Source organism: Pseudomonas sp. GL-RE-29 (assembly GCF_019947275.1).
GTDB classification, from domain to species: domain Bacteria; phylum Pseudomonadota; class Gammaproteobacteria; order Pseudomonadales; family Pseudomonadaceae; genus Aquipseudomonas; species Aquipseudomonas fluorescens_A.
On sequence record NZ_JAGYGD010000002.1, the window covers coordinates 232222 to 253004 of the forward strand.

Consider the following 20783-nt stretch of genomic DNA (forward strand, 5'->3'; position numbering starts at 1 on the left):
TCGATCAGGACTCCAGGGTACCGTCGAGGGTTTTCAGCGCGCTGTACAGGTTCGGACGACGGTCACGGAACGAGCCCCACGCGCTACGGATGTGTTCCAGTTGGTCGAGGTCGAAGGTGTGAACCAGAATGCCTTCTTCGGTTTCGTTGAGTTCCTGCACCTTCTCGCCGAACTGGTTGGCGATGAACGACGAACCATAGAAGGTAATGTCGTAGCCGTCTTGTTCTTCGTTGCCGATGCGGTTACTGGCGATCAGCGGCATCAGGTTAGCGCCGGCGTGGCCCTGTTGCACGCGTTGCCAGTGATCGCGGGACGAAATGGCCTTGTCGTGCGGCTCACTGCCGATGGCGGTCGGGTAGAACAGAATTTCCGCGCCTTGCAGCGCCATGCTGCGCGCGGCCTCTGGGAACCACTGGTCCCAGCAAATGCCCACGCCGATTTTCGCGTAACGGGTGTTCCACACTTTGAAGCCGGTATCGCCCGGGTTGAAGTAATACTTTTCGTGGTAGCCAGGGCCGTCCGGGATGTGGCTTTTCCGATAAATCCCGAGGTTGCTGCCGTCGGCATCGATGATCGCGATGCTATTGAAACGCGCGCGGCCCGCCAGCTCATAGAAGCTGATCGGCAGCACCACTTGCAGTTCCTTGGCGACTTTCTGGAAATGCTTGATGGCGACGTTGTCTTCAACCGTCGTGGCCAGTTGCAGGTAATCCGGGTTCGGCTTCTGGCAGAAGTACGGCGCTTCAAACAGTTCCTGGATCAGGATGATCTGTGCACCTTTGGCAGCGGCTTCGCGCACCAGCCTTTCAGCGACTTCGATGTTGCCTTCGAGGTCCCAGGAACAGGCCATCTGAGTGGCGGCGACGGTAACGTTACGGCTCATGAATCATCTCCGGGCAAGTGCGTGACGGTCGGGCATGGTTCATCCACGCCCTGGCATTGGCGACTTTATATCCGATAAAAATCGGCTTTAGAAGCTAATAATGTGCAATTCGTCTAAATATAAGCACTTATTCCCGATAACAATCGAATTACCACCCAGAAATGTAGGAGCTGCCGAAGGCTGCGATCTTTTGATCTTCAGCGCCATGAATGGCAAAGAAAAATCAAAAGATCGCAGCCTGCGGCAGCTCCTACAGGGGCGGATCAGAGGTCTTCGTTCAATACTTTCGAGAGCATGTCGACGAAGAAATCCACACTCTGGCGCGAGGTCACCATCGGCGGTTTGATTTTCAGGACGTTCAGGTAATCACCGGTCGGCTGCATGAAGATTCCCAACTCACGCAAGCGGTCGCACAGCGCTGTGGTTTCTTCGGTGGCCGGCTCCAGGGTTTCGCGGTTGCGGATCAACTCCACCCCCAGATAAAACCCGGAACCATGCACCGCGCCCACCAACGGATGAATATCGATCAGCGCTTCAAGACGCTCCTTGAAATAGCCGCCAACGACCTGAGCGTTTTCCCAGAGTTTTTCTTCTTCCATCACATCCAGCACCGCCATGCCGATCTGGCAACTCACCGGGCTGCCACCCGCGGACGAGAAGAAATAGCCCTCGGCCTCTAGCGCTTCGGCGATTTCCCGGCGGGTAATCACCGCGCCCAGTGGCTGGCCGTTGCCCATGCCTTTAGCCATGGTGATGATGTCCGGCACCACGCCTTGCTCTTCGAAGCCCCAGAAGAAATGGCCCATACGCCCGTAGCCGACTTGCACTTCATCGGCAATGCACACACCGCCCCGGGCGCGAACCATGGCGTACACCTGCTGCAAGTAACCCGGCGGCAGCGAAATACCACCGGCATTGCCGTACACCGGCTCGCAAATGAAACCGGCCAGCTGACGTTTTTGTTCGGCGATTTTCGCCAGGTTGTGTTCGACGCTGCGCACGTAATCCGGCGCACTGTCCGGGCCGCGGAATTCGCCGCGATAGGTATTCGGCGCAATCACCGGGTGCACCCAGTCCGGACGGCTGCTCAAGGCCTTGGGGTTGTCGGCAATCGAAGTCGACACCGCGTCCGCGCCCACGGTCCAGCCGTGGTAAGCCTCCAGCACACTGAGCATGTCGCGCCCGCCGCTGTAGGCCCACGCCAGGCGAATCGCCAGGTCATTGGCCTCGCTGCCGCTGTTGACCAGGAACACGCGGTCCATGGAGTCCGGCGCCAGCTTCAGCAAGCGTTCGGAAAATTCGGCGACGGCGGCGTAGTTGAACCGCGAGTTGGTGTTGAGCAGCGACCATTGACGGCTGGCTACCTCCGCCATACGCGGATGGCCGTGGCCGAGCACCGCGACGTTGTTGAGCATGTCAAGGTAGGAGCGGCCCTGCATGTCAATCAGGTGATTGCGCCAGCCGCGCTCGATGCGCGGCGGGTCGACGTAATAGTGTTTTTGCGTGCGGGCGAAACTGGCGTCGCGACGGGCCAGCAAGGTGGGCGCGTCGAGTTCTTCTTCCGCATCGCAGGCCAGCCCCAGCAGCGCCGCCGGTGACGGGCACAACGCTTTCCAGGCATCTGCGCGCGACGGGGTACAAAACAATGGCGTCGTTAGCGTCGCACCACGACTCAACTGCACAATCAGTGGCCCGCTGACCGAACCCAGCACCTGGCCTTTGACCAGCGCAGCGCCCGCGTGCAGCGACGGCGTTACGCCCCACAGCCGAACACTCAGTTGCGGGCCGTCGAGTTGCAGCACGCCCGGCGCCGGCTGATGGACGATGCCGGCAAACGGCGATTCCACCGCCGTGCCATCAGGCACACGCAACTCGACGTGCAACGGACAGGTGTCCGGTTCGATGGCGCTGTCCGGCCGGGTGCGGGATAAACGGTATTGCCCGTAACGACTGGCCGCCAGACCGTGCGCAGCGGCGGCCTCGTTCAACAACCGCTGATCGATACCCTCCTGCTCCCAGTTACCGGCCTCGAAATGCGGGCTGAGTACACCCAAATCGATCAATGCAAATTCACGCCCGACCAGGCTTGGCAGCAGCGGCGCGAAATCTTCGCTGCCGATGGCAGGAAGGTTTTGCCCGACAGAACTCAGAATCGCGGCTTCCATCAACGCCAGCGGCACCGATGTCGCCACACTGAAAATCTCCCACTCATGGGTCAGGTTGTCGCGGCTGTAGTCGTTACCCGGATCGATGCTGACTTGCTGCTCACCGCTGAGCACCAGCACCGCCGCGCGAGCGACGATCAGCGGCCACAGCGCCAGCAACTCTTCATGGGTCAGCGGATTGACCGCGTGATAGGCCTGCACCGCCGGCAAGATGCAAAACGGATCGCCATCGGCGTGGTGCAGCAATGCGGCGCAGGTCACCGACAGATCGGTGATACGCCAGGTGCGAATCAAATCGCCGAAATCGATCACGCCCTGCAACTGCCATTGACGCTCAGCGTCGCGCTGCCACACCACGTTGTCGTCGGTGATGTCCATATGGATGGCCTGTACCGGCAACTTATCCACCAGAGGTTGCAGATGGCGCTCGGCTTGCTCCGCCGCTTCGGCGATCAGCTTGCGCTGGGCATCATCCTGGATCACCGGCAGCAAATGCGTGATCAACGCCTGGGCATGGCGGGCATCCCACTGCAGTGTGCGCTCCAGCCCCGGATGGTCGAACGCCGCCAGCGCCAGGTCCATCTCGCCGCACAAGCGACCGAAGCCGGCCACCACCGTGCGGTTGAAATGATCAAGGTGGGTCAGGGACTGGCCTTCGATGTAGTCCAGCAGGCGCACGTGCACCGCTTGCCCGCCGACTTCAAGGGACAGTAAGTCCGCGCCGTTTTTCGCCGGGATCACCCGCGGTACGTGCACGTCCGGGTGTTCGCCCAAATGCTTGAGCCCGGCGTGCTGGGCTTGCAGTTCCAGCGCCGAATAGTCGCCACGGCAGATTTTCAGGACAAAACGGCCCTGGTCGCTGTCGACGCGATAGTTCAGGTCCTGCTGGCTGCCGAGGGCCTGCAACCTGCCGCTGAGCCCGTAATGGTTCTGCAACAGCTCGAGCGCTTGCTCCGCAGAGACTTGCGGGCTGGGCAAACTGGCGCGATGAATCAACGTGGCGAGCGGCATACAACGACCCCTGAAGTTTTATTAGGCGCCTATATCGCCACTGCTCGGGGCGTTACGCAACCCCCCGTTCACCGGTCTGACGACCAACCGGCCTCACACATGAACAAGGAAAAAATGACCCGCCACTCGCCTTGATCAAGACTCTGCGCAAGAATGTTGACCATCAACGCCCATTACTGGAGTAACACCATGAATGTAGTCACCACCGACCTGCCCGGTGTTCTGATCATCGAACCCAAGGTATTTGGTGACGAGCGAGGTTTTTTTTACGAAAGCTTCAACGCAAAGGTTTTCCAGGAAGCTACCGGCCTGAACGTCAGGTTCGTTCAGGACAACCATTCCCGCTCGCAAAAAGGCGTAGTTCGTGGCCTGCATTACCAACTGGAAAATACCCAGGGCAAACTGGTTCGAGTCACGGTCGGTGAAGTACTCGATGTGGCAGTGGATATCCGCCGCAGCTCGCCACATTTCGGCAAATGGGTGGCGGTACGCCTGTCCGCCGAGAATCACCGCCAGCTCTGGGTACCGGAAGGTTTTGCCCATGGATTCGTGGTGTTGAGCGAGTACGCCGAGTTCCTCTACAAGACCACCGACTACTACAGCCCGTCATCCGAGCGCTGCATTCTGTGGAACGACCCGGACCTGGCGATCGACTGGCATTTGGACGCCGAACCGCAACTGTCAGGCAAGGATAAGGCCGGGGTACTGTTCAAGGACGCTGAAGTTTTTGCCTGAAACGCAGGTTGAAGCTTCACCCCGCAGCCTCAAGGTGCGCAGACTGCGCCCGCAAGCCTAGGCATAATGCGCCTGTACCCACAGGCGCTCGATGCTCATGACCCCGACTCTCCCCCGCAGACCTCGATGGCGCAGCCTGGCATTGCTCGCCTTATGCCTGGCGCCGTTGCTGTGGCCGCTGGAGCATCTGGCCGAGCGCTACTACCGCAGCGAACTCGCCGGCCAGAACCGTCAGACCCTCGACCTCTACGTCGCCAACTTGCTGGGCACCCTGCACCGCTATGAAGTGTTGCCGCAGATCCTCGGCGATCTGCCTGCCCTGCGCGCGGTGCTTGGGGCGCCGGACGACAGCGTCACCCAAGGCAACGCCAATCGCCTGCTGAAAAACATCAGCACCCAGACCGGTGCCGAAGTGATGTACCTGATGGACACCACGGGCAAAACCCTGGCCGCGTCCAACTGGGACAAACACGACAGTTTCGTCGGGCGCAATTTTGCCTTCCGCCCTTACTTCAGCGAAGCCATGGCCGGGCGACTCGGGCGCTTTTTCGGGCTGGGTACCACTTCCGCCAAACGCGGGTACTTTTTCGCCGCTGCCGTACGTAATGGCGAGAAAATTACTGGCGTGCTGGTGGTCAAAGTCGACCTTGATCACACCGAAAGCCTGTGGGGCAAAACCCCGGAGCAATTGCTTCTGACCGACCATAACGGTGTTGTGATTCTGACCTCGCGGCCGGAATGGCGCTTCCGCTCGACCCGGCCATTGAGCGAAGACGAGCGCAAGGCCATCACCGCGATCCAGCCTTATCCAACCCGCGATCCGAAGCCGTTGAGGCTCAATCCCAACGCTTGGCTGACCCAGACCCAGCCCATCGCGGAAACCGGCTGGAATGTCAGCATCCTCGCGCCGCGGACCCTGATCGACCGCCCGGTGCGCACCGTACTCGCCATCGGTGGCGCGACGTTGTTGGTGGTGATGCTGTTGCTCGGCCTGATGATGCAACGCCGCCGCCATTACCTTGAACGAATCGCCTTCGAAGCCAAGGCACGGCGCGAACTGGAAGGCCGGGTCGCCGAGCGCACCAGCGATCTGGAAGGCCTCAACCGTCGACTGAAACAGGAAGTGTTGGAGCGCGAGCAGGCCCAACAAGAGCTGGTGCGCGCCCAGGATGACCTGGTGCAGGCCGGCAAATTGTCGGCACTGGGGACGATGTCAGCGAGCATCAGCCACGAACTCAACCAGCCGCTGGCGGCCATTCGCAGCTATGCGGAAAACGCCGAAGTGCTGCTCGATCATCAGCGCACCGACGATGCCCGCGGCAACCTCAAGCTGATCAGCGAATTGACCGGGCGCATGGCCTCGATCATCGCTCACCTGCGCGCCTTCGCCCGCCGCGATCGCCACGCCCCGGAAAGCGTCGCCCTGCAACCAGCGCTGGACGATGCCCTGGCGTTGCTGGCCAAGCGTCGGCGCAGCATGGAAGTCGAACTGATCCGCGACTTGCCCGCCGCCACGTTGTGGGTCGAGGCCGGGGAAACCCGTCTGCGCCAGGTGCTCGGCAATCTGCTCGCCAATGCTTTGGATGCCCTGACCGAAAAAGGTCCGCCGCGTAAACTCTGGCTGAGTGCCCAGTCCACCGCCGATGGCGTCAACCTGTACATTCGCGACAATGGCCCCGGTTTCTGCCTGGAGGCACTTGGTCGCGCCAGCGAGCCCTTCTACACCACCAAGACCCGCACGCAGGGTCTGGGTTTGGGCTTGGCGATCTGCGAAACACTGATGCGCGCCTTCGGCGGTGAACTGTCGTTCGCCAACCACAAGGAAGGTGGCGCGTTGATTACCCTGAAGCTGCGCGCCGGCGCACCGGGTGTGAGCCTGCAACCGTCCGAGGACCGAAGTGCATGACCATCGACAACCGCATCCAGGTCGTCTTGATCGACGACGATCCCCATCTGCGCCAGGCCTTGAGCCAAACGCTGGATCTGGCCGGCCTGAAGATTCTGCCGCTGGCCGAAGCCAAGGGCCTGGCCGCGCAACTGGAGCGTGACTGGCCGGGCGTTGTCGTCAGTGATATCCGCATGCCAGGCATGGACGGTCTGGAATTGTTGACCGAACTCCACGCCCAGGACCCGGAACTGCCGGTTCTGCTGATCACCGGTCATGGCGACGTGCCGCTGGCGGTGCAAGCCATGCGCGCCGGGGCCTATGACTTCCTGGAAAAACCTTTCGCCAGCGACGCCCTGCTCGACAGCGTGCGCCGCGCCTTGGCCCTGCGCCGCTTGGTGCTGGACAACCGTAGCCTGCGTCTGGCCCTGAGCGATCGCAATGAGTTGAGCACCCGTCTGGTTGGCCATTCGCCGTCGATGCTGCGCCTGCGCGAGCAAATCGGTGCGTTGGCGGCGACCAAGGCTGACGTGTTGATCCTCGGTGAAACCGGTGCCGGTAAAGAAGTGGTGGCTCGGGCGCTGCATGACTTGTCGAGCCGACGCAACGGACCGTTCGTGGCGATCAACGCCGGAGCACTGGCCGAATCGGTGGTCGAGAGCGAGCTGTTCGGGCACGAGCCGGGCGCCTTCACCGGCGCGCAGAAGCGTCGCATCGGCAAGTTCGAATTCGCCAACGGCGGCACATTGTTCCTTGATGAAATCGAAAGCATGAGCCTGGATGTGCAGGTGAAATTGCTGCGTTTGCTGCAAGAGCGGGTGGTCGAACGCCTGGGCGGCAATCAGCTGATTCCGCTGGACATCCGCATCATCGCCGCCACCAAGGAAGACCTGCGTCAGTCCGCCGATCAGGGACGTTTCCGCGCCGACCTGTATTACCGCCTGAACGTCGCACCGCTGCGCATTCCACCCCTACGCGAGCGCGGTGAAGACGCCTTGATGCTGTTCCAGCACTTTGCCGATGAAGCCAGTGCCCGGCACGGCTTGCCGCCCCACGAACTGCAACCGGGACAACGCGCCATGCTGCTGCGCCACACTTGGCCCGGTAACGTGCGCGAACTGCAGAATGCCGCCGAACGCTTTGCTTTGGGCCTGGAATTGGCGCTGGATAACAACGAATCGCAAAACCCGTCCGGCGCGCCGATCGAAATGGTCAGCGGCGGCCTGAGCGAGCAAGTGGAAAACTTCGAAAAAACCCTGATCGCCGCTGAACTGGCACGCTCCCACAGCTCGGTGCGCAGCGTCGCCGAAGCGCTGGGCGTTCCGCGCAAGACCTTGCACGACAAACTGCGCAAGCACGGTCTGAGCTTCGCCGACAGCGGTGCCGCCAGTCACACCGACGAACTCGATTGAGCCACCGTCAAATCATCAACTGCCAATAAGAGGCCCTGAATGAGCCGCGAAAGTCGTCAACTGGAATCAGTCCTCCACCACGACATCCCCCTCACCCGGGACATGGGACTCAAGGTGCTCGACTGGCATGACCAGCAACTGCGCCTGCACTTGCCGCTGGACGCCAACGTCAATCACAAGAGCACCATGTTCGGCGGCAGCCTGTACTGCGGCGCGGTGCTGGCGGGTTGGGGCTGGCTGCATTTGCGCTTGAAGGAGGAAGGCATCACCGACGGGCACATCGTGATTCAGGAAGGGCAGATCAGCTATCCGCTGCCGGTGACGGGCGACGCCCATGCCATTTGCCAGGCGCCGAGTGCACAGGTGTGGAAGAAGTTTCTGACGATGTACCAGCGCTATGGACGCGCGCGACTGACGTTGGCTACGCGGGTGTTGAATGCGGGGAGTGATGAGGATGCGGTGCGGTTTGTCGGGCAGTACGTCCTGCACCGGTAATCATCAACACCTACAAAAAACCTGTGGCGAGGGAGCTTGCTCCCGCTCGGCTGCGCAGCAGCCGCAAATCACGCAACCGGGTTTACTGATGTTGCTCGGTGCCTGGGTTTGGGGCCGCTACGCAACCCAGCGGGAGCAAGCTCCCTCGCCACAATATGTTGTGAAGTTCAGGCCCGGGCCAGTTCCAACAACTTCTCGCGCCATGCCGCCTTCGCCGGCAGCGCCAAAAAGAACTCGTTCAACAACGACTCCCGCGCCGGATAGCTGAAAGGCACGCCGCTCAACTCCAGCACCTCACCGCCCGCGCCTTCCAGCACGCCTTGCGCTGCCGCTGTGTCCCACTGCGAAGTCGGCGCCAGCCGTGGGTAACAATCCGCTGCGCCTTCAGCCACTAGGCAAAACTTCAATGAGCTGCCGATATTCGCCAGTTCCAGCTCACCCAGACTGGCACTCAATCCCGCCAGCAAACGCTCCTGCTCAGGGCTGGAATGCCGCCGGCTGGCAACCACTGTAAAGGCCTCGCCCGGTGCCGGTACGTCACGCACTTGAATGGCCACCGGCGTGCTGCCCTTGTCACTCCGCCACGCCCCCAGTCCGGCACCGCCCACGTAAAAGCGCCCATTGGTCGGCATCGAAACCACACCAAACACCACCCGCCCCTGCTCGATCAAAGCGATGTTGACGGTGAACTCTTCACTACCGGAAATGAATTCCTTGGTCCCGTCCAGCGGGTCGACCAGCCACCAGCGTTGCCACCCGGCGCGCACGCTCTGGGGGATATTGGCGTCCTCTTCGGACAACACCGGAATACTCGGATCAAGCGCCGTGAGCCCGGCCAGAATCAGGTGATGAGCCGCCAGGTCTGCCGCAGTGACGGGCGAGTCGTCCGATTTGGCAGTTACCGCTGTGCCCGTGCGCCAGAACGGCAGGATCGCGTCACCGGCCTGCAATGCCAGTTCAACCACCGGCTCCATCAATGGATGTGGGAAATTCATGGCAGAAACACTCCACGTTGAGTCAGCAGATCACGAGCCAGATACAGAGCCGCCAAAGCGCGGCCCTCGGTGAATTGAGGGTTTTGCGCCAAGGCCGAGAGTTCGCGCAGATTGACCTTGCCCAGGCCCATCGGCTCAGGCTCATCGCCCTCAAGACGTTCTTCATAGAGATCGGTGGCCAGCACCACCTGGATTTTCTGGCTCATGTAACCGGGCGACAGTGACAGCTCGGTCAGATGCTCCAGTTGCCGGGCACCGAAACCGGCTTCTTCCTTGAGCTCACGCTCAGCCGCTGCCAACACGTCTTCACCGGGCTCGATCAAACCTTTTGGCAGCGACAGCTCGTAGGCATCGGTGCCGCCGCAATACTCTTCGACCAACACGGCGTGATCCGCATCGAGCATCGCCACGATCATCACCGCGCCATAACCCGCGCCCTTGCCGACCAAACGCTCATAGGTGCGTTCCACGCCGTTGGAAAAGCGCAGCTTCAGCTCTTCGACGCAGAATAAACGGCTGGTGGCGACAATCTCGCGGGCGAGGATGGTGGGTTTCTGGCGCATGAGCGGCTCCTGGGCAATAGCGGGTTACTATACCCGGCCTATCCTGATTGTTGTCTTCGGATACCTTTTTTTACCGCTGGAGAAGTTTTTTATGTCCCTGCTGCCCTGGCGCGACATCGACACTGTTCTGCTGGACATGGACGGCACGCTGCTGGACCTGCACTTCGACAACCATTTCTGGCTGGAGCACCTGCCCCAGCGTTATGCCGAGTTGCACGGGGTGAGCCGGGCCATGGCCGAGCTGGAACTGCAGCCATTGTTCGAACGCAATGCCGGGCAGTTGCAGTGGTACTGCCTGGATTTCTGGAGCGCCGAATTGAAGCTGCCGGTGCGCGAACTGAAACTCGAAACCGCGCACCTGATCGCCCTGCGCCCAGATGCCGATACGTTCCTGGCGGCGATCAAACGGGCCGGTAAACGCGTGGTGATGATCACCAACGCGCACCGCGATTCCCTGTCCTTGAAGCTGGAGAAAATCGAACTGGCGCCGTACTTCGAGCGTTTGATCAGCTCCCACGATTACGGCTTTCCCAAGGAAAACCCGCAGTTCTGGGAGGCGTTGCAGGCAGACATCGACTTCGAGCCGGCGCGTAGCCTGTTTATCGACGATACGCTGCCAATCCTGCGCAGTGCCCGGGATTTTGGCGTGGCCCATCTGTTGGCCGTGCGCGAGCCGGACAGCCGCAAGGGGCCGAAGGACACGGCAGAGTTTGCGGCGGTGGGGGATTATCGGGAGCTCATTACCGGGCTTTAGACCCGACACGTCATTGTGGCGAGGGAGCTTGCTGCCGCTCGGCTGCGCAGCAGTCGCAATTCAACTGACGCGATCTATTAGATAGAACGCATTGGCCGGATTGGGAGTGCTTCGCACTCCAGCGGGAGCAAGCTCCCTCGCCACAGGTGTTGTGTTATTCAGGAATACGTAACGACTGCCCTGGATAGATCTTGTTCACATCCTTGAGCATCGGTTTGTTGGCCTCGAAGATTTTCTGATATTTGTTGGCATCGCCATACACACGCAGGGAAATGGCGCTCAGGGTGTCGCCCTTCTCGACCACCACAAATTTCGCGGCCACTACTACAGGCCCGGTCACGGTGATCTGATCATCCACACTGCCGACACCGGCAATATTGCCCACTGCAAGCAGGATTTTTTCTTTCTCTTCCTGACTCGCCACTTCACCGGTCACAGTGACCTTGTCACCATCGACTGTCGCCTGCACATTTGGATTACCCAGGCCGACTTTGCTGATGTGTTCCTTTAACTGCTCGCTGGCATTGGCGTTTCCCGGCGTCAGTAAATCCAACAGTTTTTCGCCAGCTTCTTTCACAAAGCTCAAAAGACTCATGGTGCACTCTCCTTGGTTTTCGGGTTCCAGACGCAAAAGCCTAGACCACACCCGTCACTTGCGGATTCAACCCGACCAATGACGCCGCTTCCCGCCAAGCGATAGAATCCGCCCCTTCCCGAACACTGGAGCGAAGATGGACATCAAGCAGCTGAAATTCCTCATCGCTCTCGACGAAACCCGGCATTTCGGCCAGGCCGCCGCGCGCTGCCACATCACCCAGCCAACCCTGTCGATGCGCCTGCGCAGCCTCGAAGAAGAACTCGACCTGCCGCTGGTCAATCGCGGCCAGCGTTTCGAAGGCTTTACCGCACCGGGTGAACGCGTACTGGCCTGGGCTCGCACGGTTCTGGCGGCCTATGACGGGTTATACGCCGAGGCCGCCGCATGTCGCGGCAATCTGGTCGGTACGTTGCGTTTGGGCGTTGTGCCGCTGTCGAGCTTCGATCCTCTGCCGCTCATGCAACGCCTTCACGCCGAACACCCGAGCCTGCGCTTCGAACTCTCGGCATTGAGCTCCGAGCAGATCCTCGAACAACTGGCGAACAACCGCCTGGATATCGGGGTTTCCTACCTGGAACGCCTGGACAGCGAACGCTTCGAGTCGCTGACCTTCAGCGAAGCACGCATGGGCCTGCTCTACGATCAGCGCTTCTTTACCTTCAGTGAGGCGTCGCTGAGTTGGGAATCGTTGATGGAGCTGCCATTGGGCATGCTCACCAGCGGCATGCACTTTCGCCAGTCCATCGACCACAACTTCCACATCCGCGGCCTGACACCGCAACCGCTGTTGCAGACCGATGCGGTGCATCAACTGTTACAAGCTGTGCACGGCGGCCTGTGCTGCGCCGTGATGCCGCTGGACGGTGGCCTGGAAAACCTCACCGATCACCTGCGCCTGCACCCCATCGAAAATGCCCAGACCCTCGCCCGGCTGGGGCTGATCATGCGTCGTAGCGCCCCTCGCTCAGCGTTGGCGGAAGCTTGTTTCGCGATTTTTCAGCAATCGCTGCCTAGCTCTTGATCGACGCCATCTATCGGTAGATCAGTATTAGCGATTAGACGCGACAAGTTGTCGCGCCTAGTCTTAAAGCTGATCAAACCGCCGGTGATGCCATGAACGCCAAGCGCCCTGACTGCTCGGCGCCCGCCCCAAAAACGCCCGAGCCCGCTGCCAGCCAGACCTACAGCTACAGCAACCTTGAATACTCGGAATCAGCCAGCACTGCGTTGGCCGAGGAAGTCGCGTTGGCGATTGCCTATAACGGCATCAGCCAGGCGGTGATGCTGGTGACTCCGACGGATCTCGAAGACTTCATCGTCGGGTTCAGCCTGGGCAGCGGCATCATCCAGGACGCCACTGATATCTACGACCTGCAACTCAGCGGCTCGGGGTCGGCGCAATACGCGCAAGTGACCATCGCCAACCGCGCCTTCTGGAACCTCAAGCAGCAGCGTCGGCAACTGGCCGGCACCAGCGGTTGCGGGCTCTGTGGCGTGGAAGCGGTGGAGCAGGCGTTGCCGGACCTCCAGGTGTTGCCCGGAGCGCCACTACCACCTGCAGAATGGCTCGACGGCCTGCGGCAGCGCATCAACGAGTTCCAGCCGCTCGGCCAGTATTGCGGCGCGGTGCATGCGGCCGTGTTCATGAACGACAAGGGCGAACTGCTGCTGGGTCGAGAAGACATCGGCCGGCACAACGCTCTCGACAAACTGATCGGTGGCTTGATCCGCCGCAACATCCCGATCACTGGCGGGCTGGCGATTGTCACCAGCCGGTGCAGCCTCGAATTGATCCAGAAAGTCTTGCGCGCCGGTATCCAGACACTGGTCAGCCTGTCGTCGCCCACGGGCCTCGCCGTGCAATGGGCCCGTCGCCACAACCTCAATCTCATCCATTTGCCACAAAAGAATGCGCCGCGGGTGTACAGCCCGGCTTTGGAGAATCAAGCGTGAGTCAACACCGTCAAGCCGATCAGACACCCGTACCTCGCTACAAACCCTACAAAGGCCCGGCCGGTGGCTGGGGTGCACTGATCAGCGTGGCCCAGGCCTGGTTGACCAGCGACAACGCCCTGAAAAACCTGCGCATGATGCTCAAGACCAACAAGAACGGCGGCTTCGACTGCCCGGGTTGCGCCTGGGGCGATTCCAATGAAGCCGGCATGGTGGCGTTCTGCGAGAACGGCGCCAAAGCGGTGAACTGGGAAGCGACCAAACGGCGTGTCGATGGCAAATTCTTCGCCAGGCACAGCGTCACTTCGTTGCTGGAACAGAGCGACTATTGGCTTGAGTATCAGGGTCGCCTGACCGAGCCGTTGAGCTATAACGCCGAAACCGATCGTTACCAGCCCATCAGCTGGGACGATGCCTTCGCTCTGATCGCCAAACACCTGCAAGGCTTGTCGAGCCCGGATCAAGCCGAGTTCTACACCTCGGGCCGCGCCAGCAACGAAGCGGCGTTTCTCTATCAATTGTTCGTGCGCGCCTATGGCACCAACAACTTCCCCGACTGCTCGAACATGTGCCACGAAGCCAGCGGTGTGGCGTTGTCGCAAAGTGTCGGTGTTGGCAAAGGCACCGTGACCTTCGACGACTTCGAACACGCTGATGCGATTTTTGTCTGGGGTCAGAACCCTGGCACCAATCACCCACGGATGCTCGAACCGTTGCGCGAAGCGGTGAAACGCGGCGCGCAAGTGGTGTGCATCAACCCGCTGAAAGAGCGCGGGCTGGAACGTTTCCAGCATCCGCAGCACCCGATCGAAATGCTCACCAACGGTTTTAAAGCGACCAATACCGCTTACTTCCGTCCAGCCTTGGGCGGTGACATGGCAATCATGCGTGGCATGGCCAAGTTCCTGTTGCAATGGGAGCGCGACGCGCAGAAGGCCGGTGAGCCTGCCGTGTTCGATCACGATTTCCTCAACGAACACAGCGCCAACGTGCTGGAGTACCTCGGCATCGTCGACGACACGCAATGGGAACAGATCGTCGAGCAATCCGGCCTGACCCTTGTTGAAATCGAGCAAGCGGCGCGGATGTACCTCAAGGGCAAGAACGTCATCATGTGCTGGGCGATGGGCATCACCCAGCATCGCCATTCGGTAGCGACCATTCAGGAAATCGCCAACCTGATGCTGCTGCGCGGCAACATCGGCCGGCCGGGCGCGGGCCTGTGCCCGGTGCGTGGCCACAGCAACGTGCAGGGCGACCGGACCATGGGCATCAACGAACGCCCGCCGGCGGCGTTCCTCGATGCGCTGGAGCGGCGCTTCCAGTTCAAGGTGCCGCGTGAAAATGGCCACAACGTGGTCGAGGCGATTCATGCCATGGCCGAAGGTCGCGCCAAAGTGTTTATCGCCCTGGGCGGCAACTTCGCCCAGGCCACCCCGGACAGCCCACGGACCTTCCAGGCCCTGAGCAATTGCGACCTGACCGTGCAGATCAGCACCAAGCTCAACCGCAGCCATTTGGCTCACGGCAAAGACGCGCTGATCCTGCCGTGCCTGGGCCGTACCGACATCGACCGACAGACCGAAGGCCCCCAAGCGGTGACCGTCGAAGACTCGTTCAGCATGGTCCACGCCTCCAACGGCCAATTGGAACCGCTGTCGAACCAGATGCGCTCTGAGCCGGCGATCCTGGCCGGCATCGCCGCCGCCACGCTGGGCAGCAAACCCGTGGACTGGAACTGGCTGGTCGCCGACTACCGGCGCATCCGCGACCTGATCGCCGACACCATTCCCAACTTCAAGGACTTCAACGAGAAGATCAAGAACCCGGGTGGCTTCTATCTGGGCAACAGTGCCGGTGCGCGCAATTGGAACACGGCGTCGGGTCGAGCCAATTTCAAGCCGAACCTTTTGCCCAAGGATCTGGTACACGAACGCACCCGTGCCACCGGCAAGCTGCCGGACCTGATCATGCAATCGATGCGTTCCCACGATCAGTACAACACCACGATCTATGGCCTCAACGATCGTTATCGCGGAGTGAAGGGGCAACGTGATGTGCTGTTCGTCAACGAAGCCGACATCATTCGCCTGGGCTTCAAGCCGGGGCAGAAAGCTGACATCGTGTCGATCTGGAATGATGGCGTGGAACGTCGGGTGAAGGGCTTTACGCTACTGGCGTTTGATATCCCGGCGGGGCAAGCGGCGGCTTACTACCCGGAAGTGAACCCGCTGGTGCCGCTGGAAAGCACCGGGGATGGCAGCCATACGCCGACGTCGAAGTTCGTGGCGATCCGGTTGGAAGCGGCGAGTGAGACCGGGTTGATTTTGGCCAGATCGGCTTAAAGCAAAAACAAAAGATCGCAGCCTGCGGCAGCTCCTACACCGATACCTGTAGGAGCTGCCGCAGGCTGCGATCTTTTGACATTATTGCTGGCACAACAACTTTTCAACCGCCCACAAAAAAGGCCGTTTTTTCACAAAAACGGCCTGTCCGAAGTAACTAAAGACCGGCGAAAAACCGTTAAGTTCCGCCCAAAAAACAGCAACTTATAGAAATGTGCTGAAGTCGTGTTACTCGTCGGATTTCGATTGTCACACCTCTGACACAGCCTCAGGATCGCGTCGTCATCCCCTTGAGGTTCCTTTATGAAGTTCTCCTCGATTCTCTTGTTGTCCCTTGGCCTGGTCAGTGGCATCGCTTCTGCTGGCGGCAACACCGAAGCCGGTGTGGGCGGCGCATTGGGCGGGGTTTTGGGCTCGGTCGTCGGTCAGTCACTGGGCGGCAATACAGGTTCCACCATCGGCGCGGCCCTGGGCGGTGCGGGTGGTAGTGCAGTCGGCGCAGACAAACACAGCCGTGGCGAAGCCGCCATTGGCGGTGCGTTGGGCGCAGCGGGCGGTAACGTGGTCGGCCGCAGCGTGGGCGGCACCACCGGCAGCCTGATCGGCTCCGCAGCAGGCGGCGGCGCCGGTGGCGCGCTGGGTAACTACATGGGCAACAAGGCCGATGATGACGACGACGATGATCGTCGTTATCGTGGCCATGATGGTCGTCGTTACTACCGTGACGGCCACCCAGGTCGCGGTCATGCCTACGGCCATCGCAAGCACCACAAGTACTATCGTCATCGTGACTGATCCCGGAATACCGGAATGTTCACTGACAAACAGAAATCGCAGCCCGAGGGCTGCGATTTTTTTTGCCTGATTTAAACCATCAGACGTTCCATCGCACTGCGCAGGTTGTCCGGTATCGCCACCGGCTGATTCGAAGCCCGGTCGACAAACACATGCACAAAGCGCCCCGCTGCACAGGCTTCGTCCTCGCCTTGCTTGAACACCGCCAACTCATATTGCACCGAACTCTTGCCCAGTTTGCCGACCCGCAAACCGATCTCGATCCGCTCCGGGAATGCGATGGAGGCAAAGTAATCGCAAGCTGAGCTCACCACGAACCCCACCACCTCACCGTCATGGATATCCAGACCACCAACTTCGATCAGGTAAGTGTTCACCGCCGTATCGAAGAAGCTGTAGTAGGTGACGTTGTTGACGTGGCCGTAGGCGTCGTTGTCGTGCCAGCGGGTGGTGATGGGTTGGAAGTGTGGATATTCGGTGCGTTGGGGCATCAGTATTGGTTCCTGGAGTTGGGTTGCCAGTCTATGTCGAAAACCGTGTCGCATTCATCGCTGGCAAGCCAGCTCCCACAGAACATTGCTCCCCCTGTAGGAGCTGGCTTGCCAGCGAAGCATCGGTTCAGGCAATTCATCACTCAACGATCAGCAAACCCCTTACCCGCCACCGCCAACTCCCCAATCAACCGCGCCGGCTGCCAGTGGTCACCTTGGCGCGTTTCCAGCGCCAGCAGGCGCTGATGAATATCCGCCAACCCTTGCTGATCCGCCCAAGCCATCGGACCACCCTTTTCCGCAGGGAAGCCATAACCATTGAGGTACACCAGATCGATGTCATGAGCCGATCCGGCGATCCCTTCCTGCAGGATTTTCGCGCCTTCGTTGACCAGCGCCAGCAAGCAGCGCTCCAGAATTTCCTCCTGGCTGATCTCACGACGATGGAAGCCCAAACCTTCACTCACTTCCAATACCAATGCATCAACTAGCGGGTCGTGTTCCGCCTGACGACTGCCCGGCTCATAATGGTAAAAGCCGTTGCCGCTCTTCTGGCCGAAACGGCCCAGCTCACACAATCGGTTATCCACCTGCACTTCTGGCGCATCCTGCCCCACGCCGGACAGCTGCCGGGCGCGCCATTGCAGGTCGACACCCACTACGTCGAACATGCGGAACGGCCCCATGGCAAAACCGAAACCTTGCAGCGCCGCATCCACCTGATACGGATAAGCGCCCTCCAGCAGCATCTTGCGCGCCTCAAGCACGTAGGTATTGAGCATGCGATTGCCGATAAATCCGTCGCAGTTGCCCGCCACCACACTGACCTTGCCCATGCGCTTGCCCAACGCCAGCGCGGCCTCAAGCACCGCCGGAGCAGTCTGGGCACCGCGGACGATTTCGAGCAGTTTCATGATGTGTGCCGGGCTGAAAAAGTGCAGGCCCAGGACTTGTTGCGGACGGCGCGTAACGGCAGCGATCGCGTCGATGTCCAGCGCTGAAGTGTTGCTCGCCAGAATCGCTTCAGGTTTGAGCAGGCCATCCAGTTCGCGGAAGATTGACTGCTTGAGTTCGAGGTTTTCGTAAACCGCTTCGATGACCAGGTCGACGTCGCGGATGGCCGCGTAATTGGCGGCTGCCGTGACTCGGGCGATGCGGGCTTCTGCCTCGGCCTGATCAATACGCTCCTGTCGCACGCTGTGGGCGTAGGTGTCGGCGACGGCAACCAGAGCCTGCTCAAGCATCTGCGGATTGTTATCGACCCATTGCACCGCCACGCCGGCGTTGGCCAGGCACATGACAATGCCACGGCCCATGGTGCCCGCGCCGATCACGGCTGCGCGCTGAATGTTGAACGGTGTCTGGTTCATCTCTTGTTCTCTTGTTGGCGATCCAAAGACAGCCCTCACCATAGTCAGCCACCGCGCATTTTTGAAATTTATTCCTGTGATGAGCAACATTCAGCGCGTGGATGCAACCGATGATCCCCTGTAGGAGCTGCCGAAGGCTGCGATCTTTTGATCTTAAAAAGCAAAGTCAAAAGATCGCAGCCTTCGGCAGCTCCTACAGGTTAGAGATTCGCTTCGGCCCACCCCCGCACCTCGGCATACGGATAATCTTCCAGCACCGCAAACCCCGATATCGTCCGCGCCTTGAGCTTGGTGAACAGCGGCACACTGATCCCGCACAGAAACCGCGTCACTCGCTCTGCCGAGGGCAGGCTGCCAGTGTGCTGCTCATGCTTGTGGATAAACTCGCCACACAGCGCCTCGAAGTTTTTATCCACAAGGGCCGGCATCTCCGGCGGTGTCGGGAGCCGTGCAACCTGCCCATGGCACACCGAGCAATGCCCGCATTGCTGCGGGGCGTTGCTGTCGCCGAAATACTCGGCCAACCGGAAACCCAGGCAACGCTCGGTGGCAAACAAATCCAGCATGGCGTGGATTCGCGCGATCTCGGTTTGTTCGTGCCGGGTGAAACCGGCGTGAAGTTCAGCGCTGAGTGTCTGCGGGTCAAAGTCTGTTTGCAGCAGGGTATAGACCTCGGTCATCAACTTGCTTTCAAGCTCGACCCAGCCCTTCTCCTGAAAATAATCCAGCGCCTTGACCACCCGGTTGCGCTCGGCCTGGTGTTGCTCGTACAACGCGTCGAAGTTAACCGTGGCCCAGCTCCGTGCACGCTTGGAGGTCTGGATGATCGCCGCGACGAAATCCTTGCGCTCGCCTTCGAATCGGGCCAGCAACGCCTCGGGTTCCTCCAGGTATTTGAAACGGTACTCAGCGTAGTAGGCGTAACGCGGGGCAATGATTCCACGCAGCTCCAGCTGCACCAGCAACGTCTTGAGCGGCAGCTGGCGAATGTTGCTGTTATCCGCCAACGGCCCCAACAGAAACTCCCACTCCCCTTGCGGCGCACACGCTTGCAACTCGTCGACGACATGGCGGATACCGTCGAGCTCAGGGGTATCACCGTAAACAAAGTTTTCCAGCACGTTGAGGCTGTCGCGATTGGCCAGCACCAGGCAATCGGACGTCTGCCCATCACGCCCGGCACGGCCGATTTCCTGGCTGTAGTTTTCGATGGATTTGGGCAGGTCGAAATGCACGACGTTGCGGATATTGCTCTTGTCGATGCCCATGCCGAAGGCGATGGTCGCGACGATGCAATTGGACTGCCCGCCCATGAAGCGTTTCTGGATGCCGTCACGTTGGTCATGGGGCAAACCGGCGTGATAGGCCTCGGCCTGTATGCCGTTGCGTTGCAGATGTTCGGCAATGTGCTCGGCGGTTTTCTGCAGGGTGACGTAGACGATGCTCGGCTGATCGGGACGTTCACTCATCCACTCGACAAGACGTCGGCGTTTGTCCGGACCGCGCACCGGTTCTACCCACAGATTGAGGTTCGGTCGATAGAAACCCGTGGTCACCACGTCATCGGGAGCGATGGCGAATTTCGTCTGCATGTCGACAATGACCTTGGGTGTCGCCGTAGCCGTCAGCAGCAAAACCTGGGGGATGTTGAACTGCCGCTGGTAGTCCGGCAGCTTGAGGTAATCCGGGCGGAAGTTGTGGCCCCATTCCGAGATGCAGTGCGCTTCGTCCACCACTAGCAACGAGATCGGCACTTGCTGCAGGAAATTGCGGAAACGCTCATTCTTGAGGCGCTCCACCGAGATCATCAAGATCTTCAACTCGCCGGACCTGGCGCGGGCCATCACGTCACTGGCGTCATCGCGGCTCTGGGCCGAATCGATACTGCCCGCGGCAATGCCATGACGCTGCAGGAACGCCAACTGATCCTGCATCAATGCCAACAACGGCGAGACCACCAGCGTCAGGTGCGGGAGCAACACTGCCGATAATTGATAGCACAGGGACTTGCCGGAACCGGTGGGAAAAATAGCCGCCGCTGAACGCCCCGCCAGCACGGCGCTGACGGTTTTCTCCTGACCGGGTCGAAACTGTGGATAACCGAAAACCTGTTCCAGGGTGTTGTGCATAAGCTGTCACTCCGTTGACTGCTGCGAAGAGCAAAGCCTAGCCGGCGATCGCAGCGAGTCGAGAAAAGGTCGGGGCAAAAAACGATACGGGATGATACAGCGGATGGCGGGCCGGCATGCCAGGCTTGAAGAATTGGCTGAATGACAAATCGCTATCGCGGGCAAGCCCGCTCCCACAGTTGATCTTCAGCGAACGTATATTTT

General features: G+C 60.2%; 17 protein-coding genes. 9 read left to right on the forward strand and 8 right to left on the reverse strand.

Features of this window, described 5'->3' with window-relative positions; genetic code table 11:
- Positions 1-4: 4 nt before the first annotated feature.
- Both aguB and KGB21_RS02835 read right to left on the reverse strand, forming a co-directional pair.
- On the reverse strand, positions 5-883 hold the full coding sequence (aguB, locus tag KGB21_RS02830; RefSeq protein WP_223503462.1) for an N-carbamoylputrescine amidase: 879 nt from the start codon (positions 881-883) through the stop codon (positions 5-7).
- 263 nt (positions 884-1146) lie between these two features.
- Positions 1147-4059, reverse strand: a complete 2913-nt coding sequence (locus tag KGB21_RS02835) for an aminotransferase (RefSeq protein ID WP_223503464.1) — start codon at positions 4057-4059, stop codon at positions 1147-1149.
- 189 nt (positions 4060-4248) lie between these two features.
- Between KGB21_RS02835 and rfbC the strand changes: the two genes are divergently transcribed.
- The 4 genes from rfbC to KGB21_RS02855 all read left to right on the forward strand — a co-directional run bounded on the left by rfbC (position 4249) and on the right by KGB21_RS02855 (position 8586).
- Positions 4249-4794: a dTDP-4-dehydrorhamnose 3,5-epimerase gene (gene rfbC, locus KGB21_RS02840; RefSeq protein WP_034148499.1), complete on the forward strand. Its 546-nt coding sequence runs from the start codon at positions 4249-4251 to the stop codon at positions 4792-4794.
- 97 nt (positions 4795-4891) lie between these two features.
- A complete protein-coding gene (locus tag KGB21_RS02845; protein WP_034148653.1) occupies positions 4892-6700 on the forward strand; it encodes an ATP-binding protein in 1809 nt (602 codons plus the stop codon).
- Positions 6697-8091 carry a sigma-54-dependent transcriptional regulator gene (locus tag KGB21_RS02850; RefSeq protein WP_034148498.1) on the forward strand — a complete coding sequence of 465 codons (1395 nt, stop codon included), beginning with the start codon at positions 6697-6699 and terminating at the stop codon, positions 8089-8091. The genes KGB21_RS02845 and KGB21_RS02850 overlap by 4 nt, the downstream gene beginning before the upstream one ends.
- A 39-nt stretch (positions 8092-8130) precedes the next feature.
- Positions 8131-8586 (forward strand): YiiD C-terminal domain-containing protein, encoded by a 456-nt coding sequence (locus KGB21_RS02855; RefSeq protein WP_034148497.1) that lies wholly within the window; start codon positions 8131-8133, stop codon positions 8584-8586.
- Positions 8587-8753: 167 nt separating this feature from the next.
- On the opposite strand, the gene cysQ is transcribed toward KGB21_RS02855, so the two are convergent.
- Positions 8754-9581 (reverse strand): 3'(2'),5'-bisphosphate nucleotidase CysQ, encoded by an 828-nt coding sequence (cysQ, locus tag KGB21_RS02860; protein ID WP_223503466.1) that lies wholly within the window; start codon positions 9579-9581, stop codon positions 8754-8756.
- Positions 9578-10144: an ADP compounds hydrolase NudE gene (nudE, locus tag KGB21_RS02865; protein ID WP_034148495.1), complete on the reverse strand. Its 567-nt coding sequence runs from the start codon at positions 10142-10144 to the stop codon at positions 9578-9580. Before nudE ends, cysQ begins: the two co-directional genes overlap by 4 nt.
- A gap of 91 nt (positions 10145-10235) precedes the next feature.
- Between nudE and yrfG the strand changes: the two genes are divergently transcribed.
- Entirely contained in the window at positions 10236-10898 is a 663-nt protein-coding gene (yrfG, locus tag KGB21_RS02870; RefSeq protein WP_223503468.1) for a GMP/IMP nucleotidase, read from the forward strand.
- Positions 10899-11052: 154 nt separating this feature from the next.
- Here yrfG and lysM read toward each other — a convergent pair whose 3' ends face one another.
- The gene (gene lysM, locus KGB21_RS02875) at positions 11053-11493 is read right to left on the reverse strand and encodes a peptidoglycan-binding protein LysM (RefSeq protein WP_034148493.1); all 441 of its coding nucleotides are present in this window, start codon (positions 11491-11493) and stop codon (positions 11053-11055) included.
- Positions 11494-11629: 136 nt separating this feature from the next.
- Here lysM and KGB21_RS02880 point away from each other — a divergent pair, with 136 nt between their 5' ends.
- From KGB21_RS02880 to KGB21_RS02895, 4 genes are all read left to right on the forward strand, one after another.
- Entirely contained in the window at positions 11630-12517 is an 888-nt protein-coding gene (locus KGB21_RS02880) for a LysR family transcriptional regulator (RefSeq protein WP_223503470.1), read from the forward strand.
- 92 nt (positions 12518-12609) lie between these two features.
- On the forward strand, positions 12610-13449 hold the full coding sequence (fdhD, locus tag KGB21_RS02885; RefSeq protein ID WP_223503472.1) for a formate dehydrogenase accessory sulfurtransferase FdhD: 840 nt from the start codon (positions 12610-12612) through the stop codon (positions 13447-13449).
- On the forward strand, positions 13446-15794 hold the full coding sequence (locus KGB21_RS02890; RefSeq protein ID WP_034148490.1) for an FdhF/YdeP family oxidoreductase: 2349 nt from the start codon (positions 13446-13448) through the stop codon (positions 15792-15794). The genes fdhD and KGB21_RS02890 overlap by 4 nt, the downstream gene beginning before the upstream one ends.
- Before the next feature lie 303 nt (positions 15795-16097).
- Entirely contained in the window at positions 16098-16589 is a 492-nt protein-coding gene (locus KGB21_RS02895; RefSeq protein ID WP_034148489.1) for a glycine zipper domain-containing protein, read from the forward strand.
- A 71-nt stretch (positions 16590-16660) separates the two neighbouring features.
- Here KGB21_RS02895 and KGB21_RS02900 read toward each other — a convergent pair whose 3' ends face one another.
- The 3 genes from KGB21_RS02900 to KGB21_RS02910 form a co-directional block, all read right to left on the reverse strand.
- On the reverse strand, positions 16661-17080 hold the full coding sequence (locus tag KGB21_RS02900; RefSeq protein WP_223503474.1) for an acyl-CoA thioesterase: 420 nt from the start codon (positions 17078-17080) through the stop codon (positions 16661-16663).
- 143 nt (positions 17081-17223) lie between these two features.
- Positions 17224-18450, reverse strand: coding sequence for a 3-hydroxyacyl-CoA dehydrogenase (locus tag KGB21_RS02905; RefSeq protein WP_223503476.1), 1227 nt, complete (start codon positions 18448-18450; stop codon positions 17224-17226).
- A 200-nt stretch (positions 18451-18650) separates the two neighbouring features.
- Entirely contained in the window at positions 18651-20579 is a 1929-nt protein-coding gene (locus KGB21_RS02910; protein WP_223503478.1) for an ATP-dependent DNA helicase RecQ, read from the reverse strand.
- Between the last annotated feature and the right edge of the window lie 204 nt (positions 20580-20783).

Excerpts from the sequence above, each read along its gene's own strand:
- aguB (WP_223503462.1), bottom strand. The coding sequence starts at position 883 with ATGAGCCGTAACGTTACCGTCGCCGCCACTCAGATGGCCTGTTCCTGG.
- KGB21_RS02835 (WP_223503464.1), bottom strand. The coding sequence starts at position 4,059 with ATGCCGCTCGCCACGTTGATTCATCGCGCCAGTTTGCCCAGCCCGCAA.
- rfbC (WP_034148499.1), top strand. The coding sequence starts at position 4,249 with ATGAATGTAGTCACCACCGACCTGCCCGGTGTTCTGATCATCGAACCC.
- KGB21_RS02845 (WP_034148653.1), top strand. The coding sequence starts at position 4,892 with ATGACCCCGACTCTCCCCCGCAGACCTCGATGGCGCAGCCTGGCATTG.
- KGB21_RS02850 (WP_034148498.1), top strand. The coding sequence starts at position 6,697 with ATGACCATCGACAACCGCATCCAGGTCGTCTTGATCGACGACGATCCC.
- KGB21_RS02855 (WP_034148497.1), top strand. The coding sequence starts at position 8,131 with ATGAGCCGCGAAAGTCGTCAACTGGAATCAGTCCTCCACCACGACATC.
- cysQ (WP_223503466.1), bottom strand. The coding sequence starts at position 9,581 with ATGAATTTCCCACATCCATTGATGGAGCCGGTGGTTGAACTGGCATTG.
- nudE (WP_034148495.1), bottom strand. The coding sequence starts at position 10,144 with ATGCGCCAGAAACCCACCATCCTCGCCCGCGAGATTGTCGCCACCAGC.
- yrfG (WP_223503468.1), top strand. The coding sequence starts at position 10,236 with ATGTCCCTGCTGCCCTGGCGCGACATCGACACTGTTCTGCTGGACATG.
- lysM (WP_034148493.1), bottom strand. The coding sequence starts at position 11,493 with ATGAGTCTTTTGAGCTTTGTGAAAGAAGCTGGCGAAAAACTGTTGGAT.
- KGB21_RS02880 (WP_223503470.1), top strand. The coding sequence starts at position 11,630 with ATGGACATCAAGCAGCTGAAATTCCTCATCGCTCTCGACGAAACCCGG.
- fdhD (WP_223503472.1), top strand. The coding sequence starts at position 12,610 with ATGAACGCCAAGCGCCCTGACTGCTCGGCGCCCGCCCCAAAAACGCCC.
- KGB21_RS02895 (WP_034148489.1), top strand. The coding sequence starts at position 16,098 with ATGAAGTTCTCCTCGATTCTCTTGTTGTCCCTTGGCCTGGTCAGTGGC.
- KGB21_RS02900 (WP_223503474.1), bottom strand. The coding sequence starts at position 17,080 with ATGCCCCAACGCACCGAATATCCACACTTCCAACCCATCACCACCCGC.
- KGB21_RS02905 (WP_223503476.1), bottom strand. The coding sequence starts at position 18,450 with ATGAACCAGACACCGTTCAACATTCAGCGCGCAGCCGTGATCGGCGCG.
- KGB21_RS02910 (WP_223503478.1), bottom strand. The coding sequence starts at position 20,579 with ATGCACAACACCCTGGAACAGGTTTTCGGTTATCCACAGTTTCGACCC.